This is a genomic window from Leptospira sp. GIMC2001, assembly GCF_028462125.1.
In the GTDB taxonomy this organism is placed as follows: domain Bacteria; phylum Spirochaetota; class Leptospiria; order Leptospirales; family Leptospiraceae.
In genome coordinates this window covers 3,220,720-3,241,993 of record NZ_CP115468.1, presented here as the reverse complement: position 1 = coordinate 3,241,993, position 21,274 = coordinate 3,220,720, and the positions used below count along the sequence as shown (strand labels likewise).

The 21,274-nt window shown below is 36.2% G+C and carries 22 protein-coding genes; 13 read left to right on the top strand and 9 right to left on the bottom strand.

The window, feature by feature from the left end:
• Nucleotides 1–37 precede the first annotated feature (37 nt).
• Nucleotides 38–502, bottom strand: a complete 465-nt coding sequence (locus O4O04_RS16365; protein WP_272532856.1) for a hypothetical protein — start codon at nt 500–502, stop codon at nt 38–40.
• A 240-nt stretch (nt 503–742) separates the two neighbouring features.
• Between O4O04_RS16365 and O4O04_RS16360 the strand changes: the two genes are divergently transcribed.
• The 4 genes from O4O04_RS16360 (at nt 743) to O4O04_RS16345 (ending at nt 3,639) form a co-directional block, all read left to right on the top strand.
• A complete protein-coding gene (locus O4O04_RS16360; RefSeq protein ID WP_272532855.1) occupies nt 743–1,465 on the top strand; it encodes a Crp/Fnr family transcriptional regulator in 723 nt (240 codons plus the stop codon).
• Nucleotides 1,466–1,655: 190 nt separating this feature from the next.
• Complete coding sequence (locus tag O4O04_RS16355; protein WP_272532854.1) at nt 1,656–2,660, top strand: rhomboid family intramembrane serine protease; 1,005 nt, start codon at nt 1,656–1,658, stop codon at nt 2,658–2,660.
• 43 nt (nt 2,661–2,703) lie between these two features.
• On the top strand, nt 2,704–3,180 hold the full coding sequence (locus tag O4O04_RS16350; RefSeq protein WP_272532853.1) for a hypothetical protein: 477 nt from the start codon (nt 2,704–2,706) through the stop codon (nt 3,178–3,180).
• Between the two features lie 24 nt (nt 3,181–3,204).
• Nucleotides 3,205–3,639: an RrF2 family transcriptional regulator gene (locus O4O04_RS16345; protein ID WP_272532852.1), complete on the top strand. Its 435-nt coding sequence runs from the start codon at nt 3,205–3,207 to the stop codon at nt 3,637–3,639.
• A 156-nt stretch (nt 3,640–3,795) separates the two neighbouring features.
• Here the strand turns inward: O4O04_RS16345 and O4O04_RS16340 are convergent, their stop codons facing one another.
• The 5 genes from O4O04_RS16340 to O4O04_RS16320 form a co-directional block, all read right to left on the bottom strand.
• Nucleotides 3,796–4,788 carry an HpcH/HpaI aldolase/citrate lyase family protein gene (locus O4O04_RS16340; protein WP_272532851.1) on the bottom strand — a complete coding sequence of 331 codons (993 nt, stop codon included), beginning with the start codon at nt 4,786–4,788 and terminating at the stop codon, nt 3,796–3,798.
• A gap of 491 nt (nt 4,789–5,279) precedes the next feature.
• The gene (locus O4O04_RS16335) at nt 5,280–5,774 is read right to left on the bottom strand and encodes a hypothetical protein (RefSeq protein ID WP_272532850.1); all 495 of its coding nucleotides are present in this window, start codon (nt 5,772–5,774) and stop codon (nt 5,280–5,282) included.
• 218 nt (nt 5,775–5,992) lie between these two features.
• Nucleotides 5,993–7,366, bottom strand: coding sequence for a hypothetical protein (locus O4O04_RS16330; protein WP_272532849.1), 1,374 nt, complete (start codon nt 7,364–7,366; stop codon nt 5,993–5,995).
• 221 nt (nt 7,367–7,587) lie between these two features.
• Entirely contained in the window at nt 7,588–8,517 is a 930-nt protein-coding gene (locus O4O04_RS16325; protein WP_442915907.1) for an ornithine carbamoyltransferase, read from the bottom strand.
• A 102-nt stretch (nt 8,518–8,619) separates the two neighbouring features.
• Complete coding sequence (locus O4O04_RS16320; RefSeq protein WP_272532848.1) at nt 8,620–8,961, bottom strand: PilZ domain-containing protein; 342 nt, start codon at nt 8,959–8,961, stop codon at nt 8,620–8,622.
• 228 nt (nt 8,962–9,189) lie between these two features.
• Here O4O04_RS16320 and O4O04_RS16315 point away from each other — a divergent pair, with 228 nt between their 5' ends.
• The 4 genes from O4O04_RS16315 to O4O04_RS16300 are packed head-to-tail and all read left to right on the top strand — an operon-like array spanning nt 9,190 to nt 12,525.
• Nucleotides 9,190–10,170 (top strand): cytochrome-c peroxidase, encoded by a 981-nt coding sequence (locus O4O04_RS16315; protein ID WP_272536121.1) that lies wholly within the window; start codon nt 9,190–9,192, stop codon nt 10,168–10,170.
• 43 nt (nt 10,171–10,213) lie between these two features.
• On the top strand, nt 10,214–11,209 hold the full coding sequence (locus O4O04_RS16310; RefSeq protein WP_272532847.1) for a GGDEF domain-containing response regulator: 996 nt from the start codon (nt 10,214–10,216) through the stop codon (nt 11,207–11,209).
• On the top strand, nt 11,193–11,768 hold the full coding sequence (gene pyrE / locus O4O04_RS16305) for an orotate phosphoribosyltransferase (RefSeq protein ID WP_272532846.1): 576 nt from the start codon (nt 11,193–11,195) through the stop codon (nt 11,766–11,768). Before O4O04_RS16310 ends, pyrE begins: the two co-directional genes overlap by 17 nt.
• A gap of 1 nt (nt 11,769) precedes the next feature.
• The gene (locus O4O04_RS16300; RefSeq protein WP_272532845.1) at nt 11,770–12,525 is read left to right on the top strand and encodes a hypothetical protein; all 756 of its coding nucleotides are present in this window, start codon (nt 11,770–11,772) and stop codon (nt 12,523–12,525) included.
• On the opposite strand, the gene O4O04_RS16295 is transcribed toward O4O04_RS16300, so the two are convergent.
• Genes O4O04_RS16295 through O4O04_RS16285 form a run of 3 tightly spaced genes read right to left on the bottom strand, consistent with a single transcriptional unit; the run spans nt 12,491 to nt 16,555 of the window.
• Entirely contained in the window at nt 12,491–13,375 is an 885-nt protein-coding gene (locus tag O4O04_RS16295) for a hypothetical protein (protein WP_272532844.1), read from the bottom strand. The two genes, O4O04_RS16300 and O4O04_RS16295, sit on opposite strands and share 35 nt — an antisense overlap.
• Nucleotides 13,376–13,419: 44 nt before the next feature.
• Entirely contained in the window at nt 13,420–15,885 is a 2,466-nt protein-coding gene (locus tag O4O04_RS16290) for an ABC transporter permease (RefSeq protein ID WP_272532843.1), read from the bottom strand.
• On the bottom strand, nt 15,878–16,555 hold the full coding sequence (locus tag O4O04_RS16285; protein WP_272532842.1) for an ABC transporter ATP-binding protein: 678 nt from the start codon (nt 16,553–16,555) through the stop codon (nt 15,878–15,880). Before O4O04_RS16285 ends, O4O04_RS16290 begins: the two co-directional genes overlap by 8 nt.
• Before the next feature lie 51 nt (nt 16,556–16,606).
• Here O4O04_RS16285 and O4O04_RS16280 point away from each other — a divergent pair, with 51 nt between their 5' ends.
• Genes O4O04_RS16280 through O4O04_RS16260 form a run of 5 tightly spaced genes read left to right on the top strand, consistent with a single transcriptional unit; the run spans nt 16,607 to nt 21,274 of the window.
• Nucleotides 16,607–16,924 carry a hypothetical protein gene (locus O4O04_RS16280; RefSeq protein WP_272532841.1) on the top strand — a complete coding sequence of 106 codons (318 nt, stop codon included), beginning with the start codon at nt 16,607–16,609 and terminating at the stop codon, nt 16,922–16,924.
• A 43-nt stretch (nt 16,925–16,967) separates the two neighbouring features.
• Nucleotides 16,968–18,578 carry a proton-conducting transporter transmembrane domain-containing protein gene (locus O4O04_RS16275; RefSeq protein WP_272532840.1) on the top strand — a complete coding sequence of 537 codons (1,611 nt, stop codon included), beginning with the start codon at nt 16,968–16,970 and terminating at the stop codon, nt 18,576–18,578.
• Nucleotides 18,575–19,447, top strand: coding sequence for a respiratory chain complex I subunit 1 family protein (locus O4O04_RS16270; protein ID WP_272532839.1), 873 nt, complete (start codon nt 18,575–18,577; stop codon nt 19,445–19,447). The genes O4O04_RS16275 and O4O04_RS16270 overlap by 4 nt, the downstream gene beginning before the upstream one ends.
• Entirely contained in the window at nt 19,437–20,045 is a 609-nt protein-coding gene (locus O4O04_RS16265; protein WP_272532838.1) for a formate hydrogenase, read from the top strand. Before O4O04_RS16270 ends, O4O04_RS16265 begins: the two co-directional genes overlap by 11 nt.
• The gene (locus O4O04_RS16260; protein WP_272532837.1) at nt 20,042–21,274 is read left to right on the top strand and encodes a proton-conducting transporter transmembrane domain-containing protein; all 1,233 of its coding nucleotides are present in this window, start codon (nt 20,042–20,044) and stop codon (nt 21,272–21,274) included. The genes O4O04_RS16265 and O4O04_RS16260 overlap by 4 nt, the downstream gene beginning before the upstream one ends.

The following is a 21,274-nucleotide window of genomic DNA, read 5'->3' as shown; positions in this document are numbered from 1 at the left end:
TCGAGAACAAAGCTTTTCATTATAAATAAAGTTTTTATTATTTCAATTTATGGTGGAGACTTTGTTTGACAAGGGCTGAAACTTCGACTGTCGTTTCTAATTTAGAAATCTGCCCAGACTGCTCAATGGAAAATTCTAAACTCCTTGATGATGAACTATCTTTGTCAATAAAAATCCAATTGTTTTTTGGATCAGTTACGGCAAGCCCAGTAGAGTAGGTATATTTTTTGGATTGATTGGGGCTTATGGAAGAATTAAAAATTTCTGTTGAGTTGGTCTTATCTCGCACAATCATCCTAAATGGTTCACTCGTTTTCCAAGTAATTCCGAATATCCAAACTGCACGACCTTCGTTTATTCCCAATCTTAGGGAATCAATTTTCATTATAGAATTCTCATTTGATAAAGAGGTTGAATCGCGAATCACTTCATCTCTGCATCCAATCATAGAAACAAGAATTAGTGCAGAAATAGCAAAGTAAGAATATGTATTTTTTTTCATAATATGTGTTCCATTATCCAATTTCCTTCACAATTTCCAAGGAATTAAATCATTGAATTCATAGTTTTTGAATACAACGATTGTGGATGCGGGCATGATCAATTAGTTTAATATCGAAAAATTGAAATAATTTTGGAATCTACAAAAATTTCATTTGCTGTCTAGTGCATAGGCGATAGAATCATTCTTAGAAGAGTTCTATAGATAGTATTTTTAGATCCATAGAAAAAATTAAATCGTATGAAAAATTCTGAAATCGAAAGTGAATTTCCAGATTGCATAACTTGTGATATTAAGAATCATAGTGTACTACAGAAAGCAACTCCTGAAACCATAAATAAAATCAATTCGATGAAGCGATTCTATGGCTTTCAGAAAGGGGAATATTTATTTCATACAGGAGATCGAGCTTCTGGTTTCTTCTTTATAAGAACGGGTTCCGTTCGCAATTTTAAAGTATCGACTTCTGGCAAAGAGCAAACCTTTCAGATTCTTGGTCCTGGAGATTGGGTCGGATTTCGTGATTCCATGTCGGGTGAGATCTTCAATCATTCTGCGATTTGTTTAGAGGAAACTTCAGCATGCTTTATCAGTCGTGAGCTGGCAGATTTATTGATTCAAGATGATGCGAAGTTTCAGACCGAAGTCTTTGTGCAAATGGCGAAGGAATGGCGAGCTTCTGAAGAACAATGTGTATCTTTAGGAACGAAACAAGTTCATAGCAAATTAGCTGAACTCTTGATCACACTCAAAACAGCTGCGGGTGATGGCAATGAGATTGAGTTAAAAATGACAAGAGATGTTCTTGCATCCATTATTGGAACTACAACAGAAACACTTGTGCGAGCTTTGACAGATTTCAAGAACCGTAATATCATTCAAGTTGAGAAGAACAAATTGATTTTCCAAGATATGAAGACACTTCATACTATGTCGGAAATGGAACAGACTCCGCATTTATAATTGATTTGCGACCCGGTTTGCTTCAGCGCTCATTTTTTTTGTAAAAAAGTTTTCCAGCTATAAAGTAAAAATTCAATCCTCCGATGTATTTAATGATTGATAATCAACATTCCTGGACGGGGATCCTTTTGCCGGAGGATCCCTTTTTTTGCCAGCTTGACAAATAGCTCGCTCATGAAATCCTTTCAATATGCCCAAAAAGACCACTCAATTGTTTGGTTATCCGATTTTACATCCGATCAATATCATTTTATTATTCAATTGTTTTGTGTTTATAATACAAAGTTTTAGTTCACCTTTCAATCCTTTAGAATTTGGTCCTCTAGAAAAATTTTTTGGTCTACAACCTTGGAAAGTCATGCTTGGACAATACTGGCAAGTTTTTACTTATGGATTCCTTCATAGCACAGGAGGATTTCTTCCCATTCATCTATTGTTCAATATGTACGCATTTTATATGTTGGGGTCTATTATGATTCCTTCTATTGGTAAGGTCAAATTTGTATCACTTTACTTTTTATCACAACTAGGCGGAGGATTACTGGTATTTAGTTTTGCTCTAATGAATGAATATTTCTTTGATAATCAGAATCGTTTATTAGATTCTTTTAATTCAATCACGATTGGAGCAAGTGGATCGGTATTTGGTTTGCTTGCTGTATTCGGATTTATGTTTCCTGAGATGGAGATCCTAATTTTCTTTTTTAGAGTCCAAGCGCGAAATGCTGTGATGATCTTACTTGTGTTTGGTTATGGGATCAGTTATTTTTTTGGTGAACAGATTGGAATTAGGATTTCCAATACTGGACATATGGGTGGAGCAATTGCTGGAGTTATTTTCTATTTTTTATTTCTCAAGCAGCAATCAGGCTCATTCAAAATTCCAGCACTATTCAAACCGAGATCGCAGCGAAAACTGGAATCTAGAGAACCTTCTCAACCAAAAGAAGTTGCACCGATTATTCAGAAAATCTCAATTGAAGATGTATTTCAAAGTCAGGTTATAGCCAATGGCAAACTTTTACGATCTGTTGCTGCTCTTCCCAAGAAAGAAAGGGAGCCCTATCTGCTCACGGTTCAGGTAGCAGATGCAAATATTTGCCCACCGATTGCATACAATTCTGAAGATGCAATCTGCCAAAGATGCGAATGGCTTCCAAATTGCGCCTTAAGAAAACATCGTGAACAAGAATAAGAAAATCTTTTGATAAAAGAATAGCAATATTTATTCTTTTGTTGTGGCAGAAGAAAATAGAAGAAGTGTCTTAGCCGACATTTTAAAAAGAGAAAGATTAGATCGTTTTCTGAAGAAAGAGAAGAAAACTGATATCAGCAAAGCTACTGGCTTGATCAAGGAAAAGAGTGGGGATAAACCATTTGATCCAAAAGAAGCTAGTAAGGGGAAACCAGGAAAAATGGATTCAAATTTTGAATTGGCTGTAAAAGAAGTAGCAGTGGATATACGATACTACTTTCTTACTGAAGGAGAATATACAGCTAAATTTCGCGAGCTCTACAATGAGTTAAGAGAGGATTTGAATCGTTATGGAATCACTGCCAAGAAATTTATTGATTATTCTAGAGAATCATTTGATCGATACAAAAATATCCAAAAAATGATGCCGTTGGAACCAATGAAGCTCAAAGGTTTCAAATATGTTGAATCGAGTGTACGGGATCTCGTCAAAATGATGGGTCAGAAGTTTGGTAAGTAATGAGCGCGAGCACTCGATAAAAGAATGCACCTAAGTAAGTATACTGACTATTCCTTTCGGGTTCTCATGTATCTCGGTATACACAATGACCGATTGGTCACAATTGCAGAAGTCTCAGGTGTCTATGATATTTCTAAGAACCACCTTGTCAAAATAGTTCATCACCTCGCTCAATCAGGACTTATCAAATCAGTTCCAGGTAAGAAAGGTGGAATCAAGTTAGGTCGCGAGCCCAAGCAGATCAACCTTTTAGACGTCATTGAAATCACAGAAACTAATTTCGATCTTGCTGAATGCTTTACTGCAGGTGGATATTGTATAATTCAGAATAATTGCAAGCTAACCAAAATTTTGACTGAGGCACTATTTAGTTTTTTTAAAGTGATGGGTAAATATTCTTTAGCGGATCTTATACGTAGTGATGGGCTAAAGTCTCAGATACGTAAAATGGCAGTTTAGTAGTTATTTGCTATTCAAACTGATTTTTTGACGATTTGTTGAGGGAAGTTGAACAAGACCAGAGCTTGAGCCTGGTCTAGTCCGAACAATGATTGATCCTATCAAAAAATGAAAATGATAGGATCTCATATCAAATTTTATAAGAAATTTGAATCTTTACTTTGCAAAAAATCTCTTTTCTGCTTCATCAGGTAGTTTCATTCCAGCAAGTTTTGCATGTTGAATGAGTTCCCAGAAGTATCTGTAAGTTGCTCTATCATGAAGATCTCCATCATGCTGAATTGGACCCCAGTTTGCATCTTGTGCTTTTACGAGGATGTCACAACCAGTTTGCACTTCAGAGAAGTTAGGTTGCATAGCATCAATGATTGATTGGATCTGTGTTGGATAGATCGACCACATTCTCAAGAAACCAAACTCGTCGTGTGCTCTTTTAGCATCTGCATAAGTCTGATATTGGTTCTTGAGGTCTAGTGTAACATTGTGTGCGGGAATCACTCCGTAAGCGAGTGCAGCACCAGCAACTTTTGCTTTAGCTCTTCTTAGTAGTTCATGGTCAAATTGTCCAGGACTCTTCATACAAGATGCTGGGATCGCACCATGATATCCTGAGATAAAGTCCATAAGACCAAAGTCAAGAACTTGCATCCAAGGAAGAGAAGCGATTTTCTCACAATCCATTAATGCGCCATGAGTTTCGATCAGAACATGGATTGGGATTTCTCTTTTGATTCCAGCTTTTTCAACAGCTTTTTGAATGTAGGTGATCATCTCAGCTACTTGCTCATACTTTGTTGGTTTAGGAATTGTGATGTATGCTATGTTTTTGCCAGCGCCGGGAACTATGATGTCAACATCTTGTTTCCAATAAGCATTGGTATAGTCATGGATACGAACTCCAGACATTTTTAGTTGGTTGAGATCTGAGTTTTGGATTCGAACAATCATTTCTGCATGTTCTTTTTCTTTTCCAGTTTCTGCTCCGTCTTCGCAGTCCATGGTTATGTCGAAACGACCGCCCATTTTATTCTGTAGTTCCAATGCCTTGGTTATGAGTTTCTCTGAACCAGCAAAATGCTCACAGTATGGAATGACAGGGAAGGGCTTCTCGCCGCTGAATAGGGCGTCTTGAGGATGGGTTAGTGCCATGTTTTTTAGTCCTTTTTCTAGAAAAATTTCGGTTATTTACCATTTCTAAACGAGAAATCGAGCGGACAATTCAAAAAAATGGGGTATTTGCTCAGTGTCCTAATACAAAAGTTCGATCCAATCTTCATTGGAGAAAATTTAACGATCCATTTTTGATTACGATAGCTAGATTAAAACTTATAGATCCTGGCTTTAAACTAAAAATAGTATTCACATTAACAAATTTTGTTAAAGGGGAAATAATATTATTCATTCTTAGCGAATGGATGTTCCAAGTCTGTCGACAATTTCTTATTAAATTTTTTAAAATAAAAACCAGAAAGCTTCTCAATGAATTATTTTTCAATACTATTTAACTGGTAGCTTCTGACCAATCTAATTTTAGCCAGAAGCTACCTGTCCAATTATACCAGATAATATCTACCAACAAAGAAATTTATATTGGATATATGTTATAGTGGTATTTGGGTTACTGCAGCGAAATCAATCACCTACTTGGTTACTGAAACTTCGCCGCTAACTCCTTTTAGTATCAAAAAATTATAATCACCTGCTGTCGTGATTGTAGCTGTCGTTGGTCCAGCCGAAGAACTGCTGTTAGAAACTGTAACTCCGGTTGGAGTAGTAGTAGCCGTAAATTCTATGTCACAATCAGTTCCTGATTTAGCGCTATATGGACCAACAGAAAAAGTTGATGCAGTTGTTGTAAATCTAAGAACGTCTCCAGCTCTAAGTCCTTTTGCCTGTAAAACTCCGTAGTAGCTAGGTCCGCCTGCAGGATTTGTGGTTCGAATCTCAGTATTCGTACCTGTAAATACAGTTTTAGGAATAGAAAATGTTGCAGAACCTGCTACCAGATTACAACCACTGCTTTGTGTTAAGAATAACAATAATAACAAATTTTGATCATCGTCATTGTCTTCCTTTGCGCAATTTGCAAGAATTATTATCGTCAATGCAAATACATAAATTTTTAATTTTCTCATTTTTATCTCCTTTAGATATATTTAATATAACCGAAATTTGTAATTCGTCAACCTGTCATAAATGTTAGTTTTTTACTTTTCATAACGAAATATTAAATAAATTATTTTTGGAAATAATTACTTTTATCTATAAAAAATTTGAAATTCAGATTATTCTCTTAAAAATGATATTATTATGTGGAATTTTCTTAAATCTTTAACGACTTAAAAGGAAATAACTATCTTTCTATTTCCGATATTTCTTGAATTTTATAGAGAATATATTGATACACTAAAGGATCTAATCCACTTAAGTCAAATGTAAATGTTTCAAAATTATCTTCGTTCTTACCATTTTCTCTTTTAGAAAAGATGATTTTTTGATCAGGAGATCGAATTCTGTTTACTTCGGAGAAATTCATTTCTAGTTCTATATTATTCGATCGACTAAACTCAGCAAGACGGTCCAATATAGCAAAAGGATTGCCCAATAGTAGATCTAGCCAGAAGTCTTTTCCAGTGAGTCTGTTTCTGTCGATGACTTGTTGGTTCTGGTTTAGAATGGAATAGAATAGGCGATTTTTGCTGAGATCAATCTGTATTGTATCCGCTTGGTTAACATACTTTGTGGAGTTGTACATTCCTACAAAAAATGCAAGCATCAACGCGATTCCAATATAAAAAATTTTACTTTTTAAAATGATTTTGTGAAGTTCTTCTTTAGTTTCATACCCCATCAAAAAATGTCGTATCAGTTCAGGCAGAAGACAAAGAATACTTAGAAAAGCTAGATAGAAAGGAGCGAACATAAGTATTGCGATAACACCAGAGAACCAGAATATCCAATCAAAACTTTCCATCTCCTTTTGCTTAGATTGGATCACCCATTGGATTCGGTTTTCTTCTTCGTTTCTATTTTTATTTTCAATGGAAATTTTCTTTTCTATGAGACCTTGAGCGGATAAGTATTGGCGAAATTTATCACTTCGGAATAAATTCGATCTTTCATGATATGATACAAAGACAGCATCCATGGATTTTGCGATATTTTCTGCCCATTCAATAAATTTATCCTCTAGGGTAGGATCCTCACTCCAGCGTAAGATAGCATGATCGGTTCTATGGTCTCTTACGATCCACAATCCACTTCTTCCCTTGGAATTATTACGAATATATGCTAAGTGAGAAATCTTTGAAAATGGTATTGTATACTGGAAAAAATTCTGATCTGCAATATAAATCTGCTTTTTCGTTGGATCTACTTCAAGTTTACGAAGAATGGAAAATGAAGCCAAAGGAGCAAAAACTAACCAATAGATTACCAAATAGCCAAGAAGACTGGACACACTAAGCAAAACCCATAACCCATAGTTTTTACGAATCCCTTGCCAGCCCCCCCAAGAATCTAAATCTTTATAGAATAGATAGACAACCAAGCCAATGATAAAGCTTGTAGCGAGAATTGTTGATATCCATGCCCAGGGTAGAGCATATCCAATTGGCAGAAATTCAACAATACCTTGTGTTACACCATTAGCAGGAGATGGAGGAACTACACCGTAAACATCACCATCTTTAAAAAAATTCAATAAATATTTAATCGAAGATTCCATATTTGCTTTCCCAAAAGTTTGGTGCCTAGATACTCTAATCGTAAATCTGTAAATAAATTATTTCCAGAAGTCGATCCAAATTCTTGCCACTTCAAAATAGTCTATTTTAGAAATATATTTCTATACCTATCCAAAATTACTATCCACTGCCCCTGCGCGAAGTGCTTACCTCCGCACAGACCTGTCGCGAAGCGAGTCGGGAGGAAGGTAGGCACTTCGCATTACTCCGACTTTTCTAGCAATTCCAAAATAATCGCTTTCTGAGCATCGAGTCTGTTCTCTGCTTGTGAGAAAATAATGGATCGTCCGGACTCAACTACTTCTCTCGTAATTTCGAATCCAGCGTGAATGGGCATGTCATGCATAACTTTTGCCCCAGTGTGTTTGAGTAGGTCTGCATTGATCTGATAGGGCATCATGGTTTGGATGCGTTCTTCTTTTGCTTTTGCAAAATTTGGATCATTGAAAAATTCCATATCTACCCAAGTGTCAGTATAGATATAGTCTGCATCTTTTATCGCCTTCTTTATGTCCGGCTCCCAAGTTACTGTGTTTTTGGATTTAGCTCTTGCAATTGCTTGCTCAGAGATACTCTCTTTCTGAGCAATGGGTGTTGTTAGAGTTAAGTGCATTCCCAAAGCAGCTGTGATTTCTACCAATGAATTTGCGACATTGTTATGAACGCCAATATAGGTAAGGCGATTCTCTTCGATTTTTTTTGGAGAGTCGAGTGCGATTGTCAATATATCTGCAAGAGATTGGCATGGATGGTATAGATTACAGCAACCATTGATCAGAGGAACACTTGATCCTTTTTTGAGAATCAGCAAATCTTCGTGCTTCTTGAGTCTTGCCATGATAACGGATACATTTGTGGAAAGGTAAGCAGCTTCGAAATCAATATCGGATAATAGAAAATTGGATGCGATCCAATCTAGGAAAATTGCATGCCCACCGAGTTCTGTCATTCCTGCCTCGAAAGAAACCCGCGTTCTTGTAGATGTTTTCTGGAAAAGCATAGCCATGGTTCGCCCATGCATATGTCCCGCAAAGTATACTCGGTGTTTTTTTACATAGATTGCAAAATCAAGTAGTTCTCGGATCTCGGAGTCTGACCAATCTTGCCAGGATATGAGGTGACGAATAGCCATATGGTTGATTATCGGATTAGAGTTTAAAAAAAGATAGCCCGCCCTTTCGGACGAGCTCAAAAAAGATTCTCGGATGGAGTATTATTGGAGGATACTTTTGCCCTAAGCGACAGCCATAATTCTAGCTATCAAGACATCGGGTAGCATGATCTCATTTGTGAAATTGATTCCGAAACGATAAGATTTAGGATCTGCCTTAATCCAAGAAATGTTACCTTGAAAACGAATTTTCATTTGGAACTCATCTCCCTCGATTACACCGGACACTATATCGCCGTCTTTTAGTTCGAGATGTTCATCTAGAATTCCAGACATGCCACCTTCGGATACATTTTGAATAAAACAGGAGATATACTCAGGCTCACCATTTTTTTGGTAGATCTTGATTGCGAAGTCTCGCATCTCACTGGCTGAAATTCGTTCTTTACTTCTTTCTATCTTCATAAATCTCTCCTTACAAGAGCTATATACTCTTTGCAATAAGCGTGCCAACAGCTAGAGTTGTATTCTAAGCAAAAAGGAACAGCGATCATTTGCAAAATTGTAGCATACTGTATAGAATTTAGGCATATAGTTTTTCTCTATATGTCCATAGTTATTTTCTTCATGGGTGTGGGTGATCACGGTTCAAAAATTCTTGCAATTCGTTATTTCTTAGCCAATACTATGCTTATGAAACAATTAAGTATTCTTTTCATTTTCGTTGCATTAGGTGGCCAATTGCTATTTTGCGGTCCATCCGAGAAAACCTTGGAGTTGCAGAAAAAAGCAAAAGCTAATTTTGGATTGTTACCCGACAAATCGCCAGGTTCGGAGAACGATACTCAAGAAAGGATTGCTCTTGGCAAAAAGTTATATTTTGATACGATCCTCTCTGAGAATAAAACCCAATCTTGCAATAGCTGTCACAATATTGAAGGTAAGGCTGGCGGAGTTGATAATCTTCCAACATCTCCAGGAGCCTTCGGTAAAAATGGAGATAGAAACTCTCCAACTGTATTGAATGCATCTTTGCATTTTGTCCAGTTCTGGGATGGTCGTGCTAAAGATTTGAAAGAGCAAGCGAAAGGTCCAATTCTAAACCCGGTTGAAATGGCGATGCCAAATGAAAAGGAAGTCATTTCCCGATTATCACAGGATGAAGAATATCCAGGTCTTTTTGCCAAAGCATTTCCAAAAGAAAAAAATGCGCTGACTTACGATAATCTAGCAGAATCCATTGCGGCTTTCGAAAGAACTCTCATTACAAAAGACCGTTTGAACGATTTCGTAAGTGGTGATCACCGCGCGATCAATTCAGATGAGCAAGCGGGCCTAGAAGCATTTATTGCAAATGGTTGCACTTCCTGCCATAATGGAGTCGCTTTGGGTGGAAATAGCTTCCGAAAAGTAGGGCAAGTTCATCCTTACAAAACAGACGACATGGGTCGATATGCAGTAACCAAGAAAGAGGATGATAAGTTCCTTTTCAAAGTTCCTTCATTGAGAAACATCGCGATCACTGGACCGTATTTCCATGATGGCTCCGTCAAGACCTTGGAAGAAGCCGTAAAACTTATGGCTTATCATCAACTTGGCAAAGAGCTAGATGACAAAGAAGTTGAAAGTATTGTGAAATTTCTTGGAACACTTACAGACAAAGAAAGACTCTAAGACTTGACCTATCTGTCCCCCGTTTATCTACTGGGGACAGAATATGAAAATTCTCATCATTGATGACTCTGTAGAAAAAGCGATGATTCTGCAGAGGCTTCTGAATAAAAACCTACCTTATAAAGTTGATATAGTTCCCAGTGCCGAAGAAGGTTTGGATCGCTTGGAGTATTCAAGTTCCAATCAAAATGTTCCTTATGATATTGTTTTGATGGATATTCTTTTGCCTGGAATGAACGGTATTCAAGCAACAGAAAAGCTAAAGAAATTAACCAAATACGAAGACATTCCCATACTTATGATTACATCGAGTTCAGATGAAGAATTTATTGACTCGGCCTTTAAGGCAGGAGCGATGGATTATATCAATACAACTCCGATACGCCCACTTGAGTTGCTCGCTCGTGTGAATTCAGCCATTCGGTTAAGAAATGAAATGGATCGAAGGAAAAAGCGTGAAGAAGAACTTCTTGAGACAACCAGAATTCTGAATATGACGAATCGCCTTCTCGAGAAAATCAGTTCCCATGATCCCCTAACCAATTTGTACAATCGTCGTTATTTTGATCAGTTTCTAGAATTTGAATGGAATAAGTTGAGTAATTCTAAGAAACCAATCACCTTGCTTATGTTAGATGTTGACTTTTTTAAATCCTATAATGATGAATATGGTCACCAAGCTGGAGATACTGCATTAAAAAAAGTTGCTGAAGTCCTTTCCGAGTCAGCTACGAGGAATCGAGACACAGCAGCGAGATATGGTGGAGAAGAATTCTGTCTTATTCTCCCCGAAACAGATGCGAGCGGAGGCTTGCTTCTTGCAAAAACAATATGCAATCGAATTTACAATCTCAAAATTCAGCACAAACATTCCGCCTTCAATGAAATTTTGACAATAAGTATTGGAGTAGCTACGGCTCAGCCAGAAGATGTAAATAAAATGAGTATGATAGATCTAATCGAAAAAGCAGATAAAGCTTTGTATGAAGCAAAAAGTAAAGGAAGAAATCAAGTCGTCGCCTATGATTCCAAAAAGTAAAGAAGCACAAGAATTATTTCAATTGATGAAAAGCCATGTCTATCGCTATTCAGAGAAACCATTTCTGCTAGCATCTGGTAGAGAATCCAATCACTATTTCAATTGTAAAGAAATTACTTTACATCCGGATCGTCTGACTCTGCTTGCAAAAGTTTTCGCAATCGACATTATCCCAACAATCCAAGAATTATCTGGGCTCTCTCTAGAATCAGTTGGTGGACTTACATTGGGTGCTGATCCTATCTCATACGCAATCGCATTAGAATATTCTAAATCAGGCAAAATGGTTTACCCTTTAGTTGTTCGAAAGGAAACTAAAGATCATGGAACAAAAAAGAAAATCGAAGGGTTTTTCCAGGCTGTAAAATCTTGCTTAGTTGTTGATGATGTGATTACGACTGGAGGATCTACTCTCAAAGCGGTTGATTCATTGCGAGAAGCTGGACTTACAGTTAATTCTGGAATTTGTATTTTGGATCGTGAAGAGGGTGGACGTGAATTGTTAGAGTCTAACGGAATTCGAATGTATTCGATTTTTCAGAAATCTGATTTCTTCTAATATGGCTCAGAGATTTTATTACGATACAAATCGATTCCGAAACAAATTATTGATTCGTTTCTCGATCGTATTAACTATATTTGTTGGTTTTCTTGTGTGGAATTTTCTCCAAATTCCGTCTTTAGATAGAAAGGAATTTTTATTTTTATTTATCCCAGTTGCTATTTTGATTGGGTTGTTTATCTATAGAAGCTTTCGTGCTCAACTCAATTTACTTACAGCAACCAGTTTTGAACTAGAAGGCAAAGTCCTTATCCAATACGAAAACTCAGTTAAGACCTTAGAGCATAACTTAAAAGGCCTAGAGACAATCCATGTAGATCAATTCAAATCATATCCAAGAATTATATTGGAATGGCAGGAAAATGCTCTTGCATTGACCAATTTACAAGAACCTCAACAATTGATCGAAGCAATTGGGAAAGTTTCTAAAGCAAAAGTCATTAGATCCGAGAAGGCTCCGCTTCAAGAATTCAAGAAATTTTTTATTTATATATCACCAAGTTTATTTTACCTAACTACCGTTTTATTTGTTGGGGAAGGTCGTAGGATTGCATTTATAAACTGGAAGACTTGGTTTCTATTCGTGAATATCAATTTGATAATTATTGCTTTGTATTATTATCGCAATGAATCCGATTCATTTAACGGACAATACCAAACCAAAAGAAAAGTTCTATTTGTTTTATTTCTTTTATTCGCCTACCAAGTGATAACGCAATTTATCCCGTCTTGGAACGGGTTCTTAGAAAATTGAGTTTTGCTTGAGCAAGTCGTCGTAATTCAACCATTTCATTCATATGTCTTTTTAAAATTGGATCTTGAACAGTGCGGCCTTCCATTGTCTGTAGAGTATCGCGAATGTATTTGAGATCATCTTCTGTGCGAATCTTACCTTGCGTGATCAGTTTTTTTACCACTTCGAATTCATATTTTCGAAAATGTATTCGAACTAGAAAGTCAACTGGAAAGTTATTTGTAATTTTCTTCCATTGAGTATTTTCAGGTTCATTTTCTTTGGCTTTAACTTGGTCAACTGCTCGGACATTCTGTACTGTTTGTGCTTCCACATCTGGAATATCATCAGCAGACTCGTCAGAATAAATTTCCTTTAGAGCTGCTAATTTTCGTTCAGGCGTATATTCGAATGCTGAGTTTGTAAGAACACGAATGTATTCATCGATCATGACCGATTCATTGATCGCTTTACCCATCGGTGTATTGTTGAATTCTTTTATTTTAGGGAAAAGCTCACGAGTGATCTGAAAGGGCGATTTGCGTTTATAAAAAGTGGATTCATAAATTTTTTCCAAGCGATTGTCTGCAAATCTTTTGAGGTCATTTAGTATTCCAATTTCTGTGTATACAAAAGAGTTTGCTGCAGGCAGGTATAGATTGGGATCTGGCATCACAATATTAACGACGAATATATATTTTGCTTCTTTGAGATCGTCTAAGATTTTTCGAATGTCTTTCTCATCTCGAGCGAAATGGGAACACCAAATTTTGATATGGGTTTCTGTGTTAGGAATCTTATCTCTGCCGTTGAGATTTTCTTCCTTGATCATGTCCGCAAGTTCTATGGCGGTTTTGATCTTTTGACCCATGACCGAATGATACTATCTTCCTGGCAAGAATCAACAATTTTTTGCTATTCTTCGTTTAATAGTTCGCGAGTAGCAAGACTCTTTAATTTGAAAAAAGGCAACAATGTCGCAAAAAATGCCAAAAAGATCAGAATAGGAAAAAGGTAGATAATCCAAAACCAAGGAAAATCAAACTCCAACACCCAGCCAAATGCATTGCGATTGATTACATACAGTACCAATGGCGACAAACTTAAAGAGGATAGGACTCCTATGAATCCACCAAGCAAAGTTAGAGTTGATGCAGAAAAGAACATGACTTGGAATATTTGTCTAGAACTTGCTCCGAGTATCGAAAGCACGCCGTAGAGTCTCAACTTATCGAAAAGTCCATGCAGAACAGCAGATAAAAGGGATAGTATTGAAATGAAAACCGCTGTCCATTTGAGAGAATCCAAAGTTCCGAACACTTTGTCCAATCCGGAAAGATATATATTTTTTAATCCATCGCTATCCAATAAGATTAATTGCGGATCACCACTAATGATTTCTTCAATTTTTTTTCGAAATAGATTTGTATCTGTATTTTTTTGCTTGGACAATCGTATGGAATTGAATGATTGAATTCCGAAAAATTTGTCATAAACATCCAAATCCATAATAATTGTTCCTCTTTCTGAGAAGAAGTGTTCACGTTCTCCAGTGATTGTAAATTGGATATCCCCGAATTTGGGAGTCGAAAGAGTCATCTTGTCACCAATTTTGTATTGATCTAGATAACCCAGATTCTTGGAGATATAGATTGAATTGGTTTGATTAGACTCAGGTAGAGGTAAAGCGTGCAGAGTGTACATCTTGTTGCCAACTTCTAGATTGGTCACGATGACGAAAGGATCAATATGCGAAATAGATTCTAAATTCCGCAATTGATTTAGTATATCTGCGGATACACCACCTGTAAGACCGTTGTCCAAATGAAATGAATTTACAATAGAGAAGTCAAAAGGGTTCTCGGACTCAACCCAATGAATGAGTGAAGTTTTATAACTACGAGTAAGCGTAGTGAGAGTAAATACCAATGATATCGATAACATTAGAGTTGCGGCCGAAAAAGTATTACCGAGCGGTCTTTCTTTTATTTCTTCTATACCAATTCTAATTGTAGCCCAATAAACAGGGATTATAGAAGATATATAACGAAACAATGGTGGAAAAAGAAATATCTGACCGAGGATAATAATTCCAATCGATATGAATCCTATAAACAGTATTTTGGAAAATCCAAATGCAAACACATAACCAGGTAAAATGGAAATTATTCCAACCCACATAAACCATTTGTAATATTGATTAGGAATTTTCTGTGAATCTCCTTCGCGTATAATTCCTGCAGGAGGAATAAAACCTGCTCGAATTGCAGGGATCATTCCTGCTATAAAAGATCCAAATATTCCGATGAATAGGCTTATGAAAACTAAATCCCAGGGAATATTTGCATAGGAAATAACTTGTTTCGAATCAGTTACTGTTGTCTCACTAATAGACAAAAGTTCTGTAAAATTTATTCCGATCCAGATTCCAATCAACGTTCCAGGAATTCCAATCAGAAGTGATTGTGATAAGAATAAACGAAAAGTCATCCAAAAACTAGCACCTAATGATCGATAAATTGCCAATTCTTTTTTTCGTTGAAAATACAAACCAGAAAGATTCTGGGATACCATAAAAAGGGAAATCAATACTGAAATCAATGATACAACAACGAGATTCATACGAAATGAACGCAAAGCGCCTTGAGCTCGGGAAAGAATATCTTGTCTTGTTTCTAATTTTAAATCTTCATAATTAGATGTGATCTTTTGAATTTCCGCATTATAGCTATAAAGTTCTTCAGGATAATACAAATGAATGGAAGTAATCATTTGCGTTAATCCTAAATTTCTTTGAAGATCAGGTAAATCTTGAACTAAAAAAATTCCACCGTCTCTATGTATAATACCAACTTCGCTCCGCAAATATTCTAATTTTTTGTCGCCGATAAGAATCTGATACTTATCTCTTGAACCAAGAATGTCCATCAATCCTTTCGAAAAATAAATCTCAGGAAGAGTTGAAGTTTGGCTTGAATTCGCAGTTTCAATCGGTGGTTTTCCAGTGAACAATCCGTCCTCAAATAAATCGATTCCGATGATAGGCAATCGCAAATTTTCTCCAGAGTCTTTATAGATCAGGGCATTTTTTCTCAATTGTGGTGAAATCTTTCGAATCGATCTTAAACTTTCCGAATCAAAAATTTCTTGCATTAATTGCTCAGAGAAAACGGTTTTGTTGGTTGTAATTTTGACCTGAAAGTCATCATCCACAAAACCTAATGAAAAATCTATCAAAGATCTTTCTGCACGCATACCATTCCAACTAGTAGAAAAGAATAGCGCAATGCCTAAGGCAACACCACTGATGATAAAAACATGTCTTAGAATATGCTTCGTTGCATATACAATTAGAAAATTGGAATATACTTTTTTATTCATTTATAATTCGGCCATCTTGCATCCGAATTTGCTTTTCACCCATAGCTCCAATTTCTGGATTGTGCGTCACTATAAGAATAGTCAAATTTTTTTCTTTTTTTAAGTTAATTAATATATTTGTAATTTTTTCCGAATTTTCTGTATCCAAATTGCCAGTGGGTTCATCGGCAAGCAGAAGCTTAGGATCATGAACAATAGATCTAGCAATCGCGACTCGTTGTTGTTCACCACCTGATAACTCGTTCGGTTTATGTTTGATTCTTTCTTGCAATCCAACCAATTCTAAGGCTTCCAATGATTTTTTATTAGCAAGTTTTGTGGAGACTCCCGAAAGATAGAGGGGAAGTGCAACATTTTCCTTAGCTGTTAAGTATGGCAATAAATTGAAAAACTGAAAAATGATTCCAACTGTTGTTCGGCGATAAATATCAATTTCATAGCTATTCAGTTCACTTATATTTTGACCAAATACTTCTACTACTCCGCGATCAGGCTTATCAATCGAAGCGAGAATATTCAATAATGAAGATTTACCTGAACCAGATTGACCCATTAATGTTGTAAAACTTCCTTTATGAATCTGAAGTTTGATTCCTCTTAATGCTGGGATCGATGTTGAGCCGAGTAAATAATTTTTCTCTAGATCTTGTATGTTGATTTTTTCGTTCATTGAGATTGGACTTTACAGCGAAACGGTATTAAAATAATCTTGTAATTAGCCATGATGGAATATAAACGTAAGACTTTCCGATTCTTTCAATTGGCGTTGATTTTTTTTGTTGCATCTGTATTTTTGAATCCCATCAATCCGAGATTTCAGTCAATTCAGGTTGATAATGCAGAATCCTGTGAGATAAACTTTGAATCTGAGACCAAATCGGATTCGAATTGTGAATCAAATGTCTTATTTTCTGTCTGGATTCCTAGAAATGACGATCACAATCTACATTCTATAAACCAGATATTACAACCTCAATCATTTACCTGTTCTCTTCTTTCTGATCCCCTTTATTTACCAATTCCCCCTCCAATAGTTTAATCTAAACCTTTTAGTTTTTAGATTTAATTCATAGGAGAATTATATGTCTGCATCCGTGCTGATTGCTTTAGCGGCAGTTACACTTATTGGAATTCTGTTATATCCAGAAATATCTTTCCAAAAGAAAGTTATATTCTTTATTCAATTTAGTTTTTTGGGGATTGCTGCCGTTTTAGGTAAAACATTTTTTCTTGTGCTATTGATTGAGCTGGTAAGCATACTATACTTTTTTCAATACACTTCTCCACATAGATTAAATGGGAAAAGTTACTCAAGCTTCCTCATTTCTGGCGGAATATCTGGAATTTTACTCGCAGCCTGGGTTTTTCTCGGAAGTGAGAATACAGTTGGTCTATATTTTTTGGCATTTGCTTGTTTTCTGAAATCGGGATTGTTCTTTCTCCATTTTTGGATTCCACTGGCATATGAAAATGTTGATGCGGAAATAAATTCTTTCTCATCTGGATTATTTGTCCTTTTTCCTTTTTATATCTTCATTACTTTCGTTTATCCCTATATGTATGAACCTTCAATATTTCTCTGTATAACTGTAGTTGCAGCAATAGGAATTTTTGTTGGTGGCATAACGAGTTTTTTTCAGTTGAAGGTTAGCCAAGTTCTTGCATACAGCTCAATAGAAAAGTTGAACTTTATTTGGCTTTGTATCGGGCTTGCGGGCCTTGCAAAGACTGCGCAAATAGTTGAGTTTCAAGATTTGGAGAATGGATTTATAGCGGTTTTTTATATTAGTTTAATTCAGCATAGTGTAAGCAAAACTTTCCAATTTCTATTGTTTGGTAGAGTGGAAAACAAAGATAATTCCTCAATAGACAAGATACGAGGAAAAGGAAGAAGTCTTGGTTTACCAATCCCACTTACGCTACTCGGCACTTTGAGTTTTATAGGAATTCCAGGTACGACAGGTTTTATTTCTGAGAGTTCCTATCTTCTTTTGAGCAGTAGTTTACTGGAAATTCCCAGTTCTAAATCAATTGTTGTTCTTCCAGTCTTGATTCTTGTATTCACAGGTATTGTGTTTGGTGGAGCATCTCATATTCGTCTTTATCAATCTATTTTTCTTTCTCCGTATAAGAAAGATTTTGTAGACGATTCGATGAAATCAGATGCTGATATCAAAAATAATTTAAATTTTCTAAATAATATTAAAAATAAATTGGATTTAATTTGGCTTGGAATATGGATAGTCCTTCCTTCTTTGTTTCTTCCCGTATACTTCAGAAATTTTTTCCCGATGAATATATCTAGCTATGTATTGGATGCTAGTTTACTATCCTTGTTAACGATTGTAATTGTATGTTCCATCGCATACTTCACAAGAAACCAAAAATTTCGAAAGCTCACTTGGGATACAGGAGCAAACTCTGATCTTCGGAATGTATCCATCAGCGCATCAAGTTATTCAATTCCGCTAATCGAATCACTTGGCAAACATTTTATGAGCTCTAAGGGTAAATCGAAATTGGATGATTGGTTTATGCAATTTTTTGAATGGATCAGTTTGCGAAAATATTACAAACCTAAAAATCAAAATAAACCGGAAGACTTAAGCAATTACCTCGCACTCTCCAGCATAGGAATTCTAAGCATTTTATTTATATTTTTTGCCTTAGAGTTTATCGGAGGCATTCTATGATGATTTTTTTTCAGATTATTAGCTTTCTGATTTTACCGATTTTTGTTGGTGGATTGATCAGGCTAATCCGAGCTAGAGCTCAGAATAGGCGAGGACCCGGAGTTTTGCAAGTTTGGAAAGATATTTTCCGTTTTCTTGGAAAAGACAGTATCGATGCAGCTCTTGGTAATTTTTTTGCAAGGATGTCGCCCTTAGTAGCCTTAGTTAGCATGTTGATTGCTTGGTCGATTGTTTGCTTTGAATGGACATCTTTTGTTTACTTAGTTTTTTTTCTTACACTTGAGCGCTTTAGCACAACGTCTTTTGCTATGGAGACAGGGACTTCGTTTGGAGGAATGGGTGTAAGTCGCGAGATGTTACTTGCAGTATCCGCCGAACCAACTATAATTCTCATGATTCTGATCGCTCAGACTCATATTCAAATGGATGTTAGTCTTGCTGATTTTAGTATGGGATTTTTATTTCTAATAGCTTGCTTCTATGCTATTTTGGCCGAGCTTGCAAAACCTCCTTTTGATGATCCGAGAACTCACTTAGAACTCACAATGGTTCATGAGGCTATGCTTCTTGAGGCTTCGGGTAGAAAAATGGGATTCTTTGAAATATCTTATCAAATCAAAACTGCAACGCTCCTAACCTTACTTGTGAAGCTTGCTCTCGAACATACGAAATTTCATAAGAACGACTACCTGAGTCCTGATTGGATTTCCTTTTGGGTTACACCAGCAGTTTTGTGTTTGGCGGTCACACTTGGAATATGGGAATCGATTTGTGCAAGAAGAAAGTGGACCTGGATTCCCGAACTAATGGGACTTATTTTTCTAATTATTCTTTTCTTGGGAACATTGGTGAAATTAAATGATTTATGATTTTTTCTACTTACTTCTATTCTTAACCGGATTGATGGTTCTCGTTGAAAATCGTATAACAAGAGTAATAACATTGCTCTCGGTTCAAGGTTTTCTTCTGGTTGCAACCGTTTTTAAAGCGCATCTTGCAAATGAGATGCATACTTGGTTACTCGTATCTCTCGTTCTAGTTTTTAAAGCGATTCTCACACCTTGGATTCTATTCTGGACCGCAAGAAATTCTGATCTTGGTGAATCGTCTGAGCCGAGATTTGGTTATGCAGTTACAGCGTTTTTCCTAGTCCTTGGAATTTTACTTTCAATACTATTGACCGAGCAGATTCATATATTTCCGACTGATACGCATAGGATTGGATTAATATATGTTATATTATTGATTTATGTAGGTATAATTGGATTCATCGTTCAGAGAAATTGGATTGCTCTGATTGCAGGTTTTGTTGTATTCGAAAACGGAATATTTGCATTAACAATGATATTGGATCGAGGACTTCCTCTCGGATTAGAATTTGGAACCTTCTTAGATGCAATTTTGGTGATAGTAGCATCTGTTGTTCTCAAATTGAATCCACTAGGCTTGGGAGAGAAAAAAATATGAATATTTTGGATATATTGAATCTAATCCCAAGTATTTCACTTATGATTGCTATCGGGGTAGTCGCTTTTTTTGGAATAACTTTGGTTTGGATTTTCTTTCCTTCACATTACCATGCAAGAAAATATTTACTAATGATTTGTAGCCAATTATTCGTTATAAGCATTATTCTTTCCTGGCTTTCGAATAACCTTGCTTGGAACTGGGTTTTTATTGAAGCATCAACATTGTTTGGAGCTGTGTTGATATCAAGTCCTGGACGCGAACAATCTTTTCGGATCGCTTGGAAATTTCTTTTGATCAATTCTTATGGTTTGGGAATCGCATTTCTCGGGCTCATATTGATCACCTTTGGTAGTGATACTTCTGGAACTTTGAATCTTGATATTTTAAAAAGCGAAAGCCAGATCGTGGGTCCATTGGCGAGATTGGGTTTGACTTTGGCGATTTACGGTTTTACCGCCAAACTTGGATTATTTCCAAATCATTTCTGGGTTGCAGATACTTACGGTGACAGTCCCACTCAAGTATCGTCTCTAATATCCTCATTCATCCCAGTTACGGTTGCTTTAGTTCTTCGCGAATTGGTGCAATTGGATCGTTTGTGGAATACAAGTCCATTACCAGCGAGCTTAATTCTTCCAATCCTTGGCGTTATAACTTGTATGCATGCAACGCTGAAGATGATTCACGTAACAGATATTCGTATGATAGCTGCAAAAATTGCTGTTTTCCATTCGGGTATGCTTGCATGGATCGTTTGGTTGGATCTTAGTTACCAGGAATTTCTTTATATTCTAATCGGAACGATGATGCTTAAGGTCGTTGTCTTTCTATCAATGGGAATTCTAAGAATGGAAGCTGGATCAAAAGATATAGAATTTATTTCAGAAATTAAAAATTTAAATTCTAAAGTAAAATATTTCTATTTTCTTGGATTATTTTTTGCTTTCGGTTTTCCATTGTCCCCCGCATTTATCGGAGATTTTCTAATTTTAAAAGTTTCTCTATCAAGATCAGAATACTCAACTCTTTTCATTCTTCTGTTAAATGTTATTTTTGCTGGATTGTTGTTCCAGAAGACTTATCCGATTTGGATGGTGCCATCTACTAATGATCTATCAGAGAAAAACCGCAAAAAAGTTATCGGCAGGATTTGGATTGTTACAGGGTTTTCAGTCTTACTCGTAAGTTGGGCAATTTATGGAATTATAATATTGAGGTTAATATAA

Coding starts and splice junctions, on each gene's coding strand:
- O4O04_RS16365 (WP_272532856.1), bottom strand. CDS start 502: ATGAAAAAAAATACATATTCTTACTTTGCTATTTCTGCACTAATTCTT.
- O4O04_RS16360 (WP_272532855.1), top strand. CDS start 743: ATGAAAAATTCTGAAATCGAAAGTGAATTTCCAGATTGCATAACTTGT.
- O4O04_RS16355 (WP_272532854.1), top strand. CDS start 1,656: ATGCCCAAAAAGACCACTCAATTGTTTGGTTATCCGATTTTACATCCG.
- O4O04_RS16345 (WP_272532852.1), top strand. CDS start 3,205: ATGCACCTAAGTAAGTATACTGACTATTCCTTTCGGGTTCTCATGTAT.
- O4O04_RS16340 (WP_272532851.1), bottom strand. CDS start 4,788: ATGGCACTAACCCATCCTCAAGACGCCCTATTCAGCGGCGAGAAGCCC.
- O4O04_RS16335 (WP_272532850.1), bottom strand. CDS start 5,774: ATGAGAAAATTAAAAATTTATGTATTTGCATTGACGATAATAATTCTT.
- O4O04_RS16330 (WP_272532849.1), bottom strand. CDS start 7,366: ATGGAATCTTCGATTAAATATTTATTGAATTTTTTTAAAGATGGTGAT.
- O4O04_RS16325 (WP_442915907.1), bottom strand. CDS start 8,517: ATGGCTATTCGTCACCTCATATCCTGGCAAGATTGGTCAGACTCCGAG.
- O4O04_RS16320 (WP_272532848.1), bottom strand. CDS start 8,961: ATGAAGATAGAAAGAAGTAAAGAACGAATTTCAGCCAGTGAGATGCGA.
- O4O04_RS16315 (WP_272536121.1), top strand. CDS start 9,190: ATGAAACAATTAAGTATTCTTTTCATTTTCGTTGCATTAGGTGGCCAA.
- O4O04_RS16310 (WP_272532847.1), top strand. CDS start 10,214: ATGAAAATTCTCATCATTGATGACTCTGTAGAAAAAGCGATGATTCTG.
- pyrE (WP_272532846.1), top strand. CDS start 11,193: ATGATTCCAAAAAGTAAAGAAGCACAAGAATTATTTCAATTGATGAAA.
- O4O04_RS16300 (WP_272532845.1), top strand. CDS start 11,770: ATGGCTCAGAGATTTTATTACGATACAAATCGATTCCGAAACAAATTA.
- O4O04_RS16295 (WP_272532844.1), bottom strand. CDS start 13,375: ATGGGTCAAAAGATCAAAACCGCCATAGAACTTGCGGACATGATCAAG.
- O4O04_RS16290 (WP_272532843.1), bottom strand. CDS start 15,885: ATGAATAAAAAAGTATATTCCAATTTTCTAATTGTATATGCAACGAAG.
- O4O04_RS16285 (WP_272532842.1), bottom strand. CDS start 16,555: ATGAACGAAAAAATCAACATACAAGATCTAGAGAAAAATTATTTACTC.
- O4O04_RS16280 (WP_272532841.1), top strand. CDS start 16,607: ATGATGGAATATAAACGTAAGACTTTCCGATTCTTTCAATTGGCGTTG.
- O4O04_RS16275 (WP_272532840.1), top strand. CDS start 16,968: ATGTCTGCATCCGTGCTGATTGCTTTAGCGGCAGTTACACTTATTGGA.
- O4O04_RS16270 (WP_272532839.1), top strand. CDS start 18,575: ATGATGATTTTTTTTCAGATTATTAGCTTTCTGATTTTACCGATTTTT.
- O4O04_RS16265 (WP_272532838.1), top strand. CDS start 19,437: ATGATTTATGATTTTTTCTACTTACTTCTATTCTTAACCGGATTGATG.
- O4O04_RS16260 (WP_272532837.1), top strand. CDS start 20,042: ATGAATATTTTGGATATATTGAATCTAATCCCAAGTATTTCACTTATG.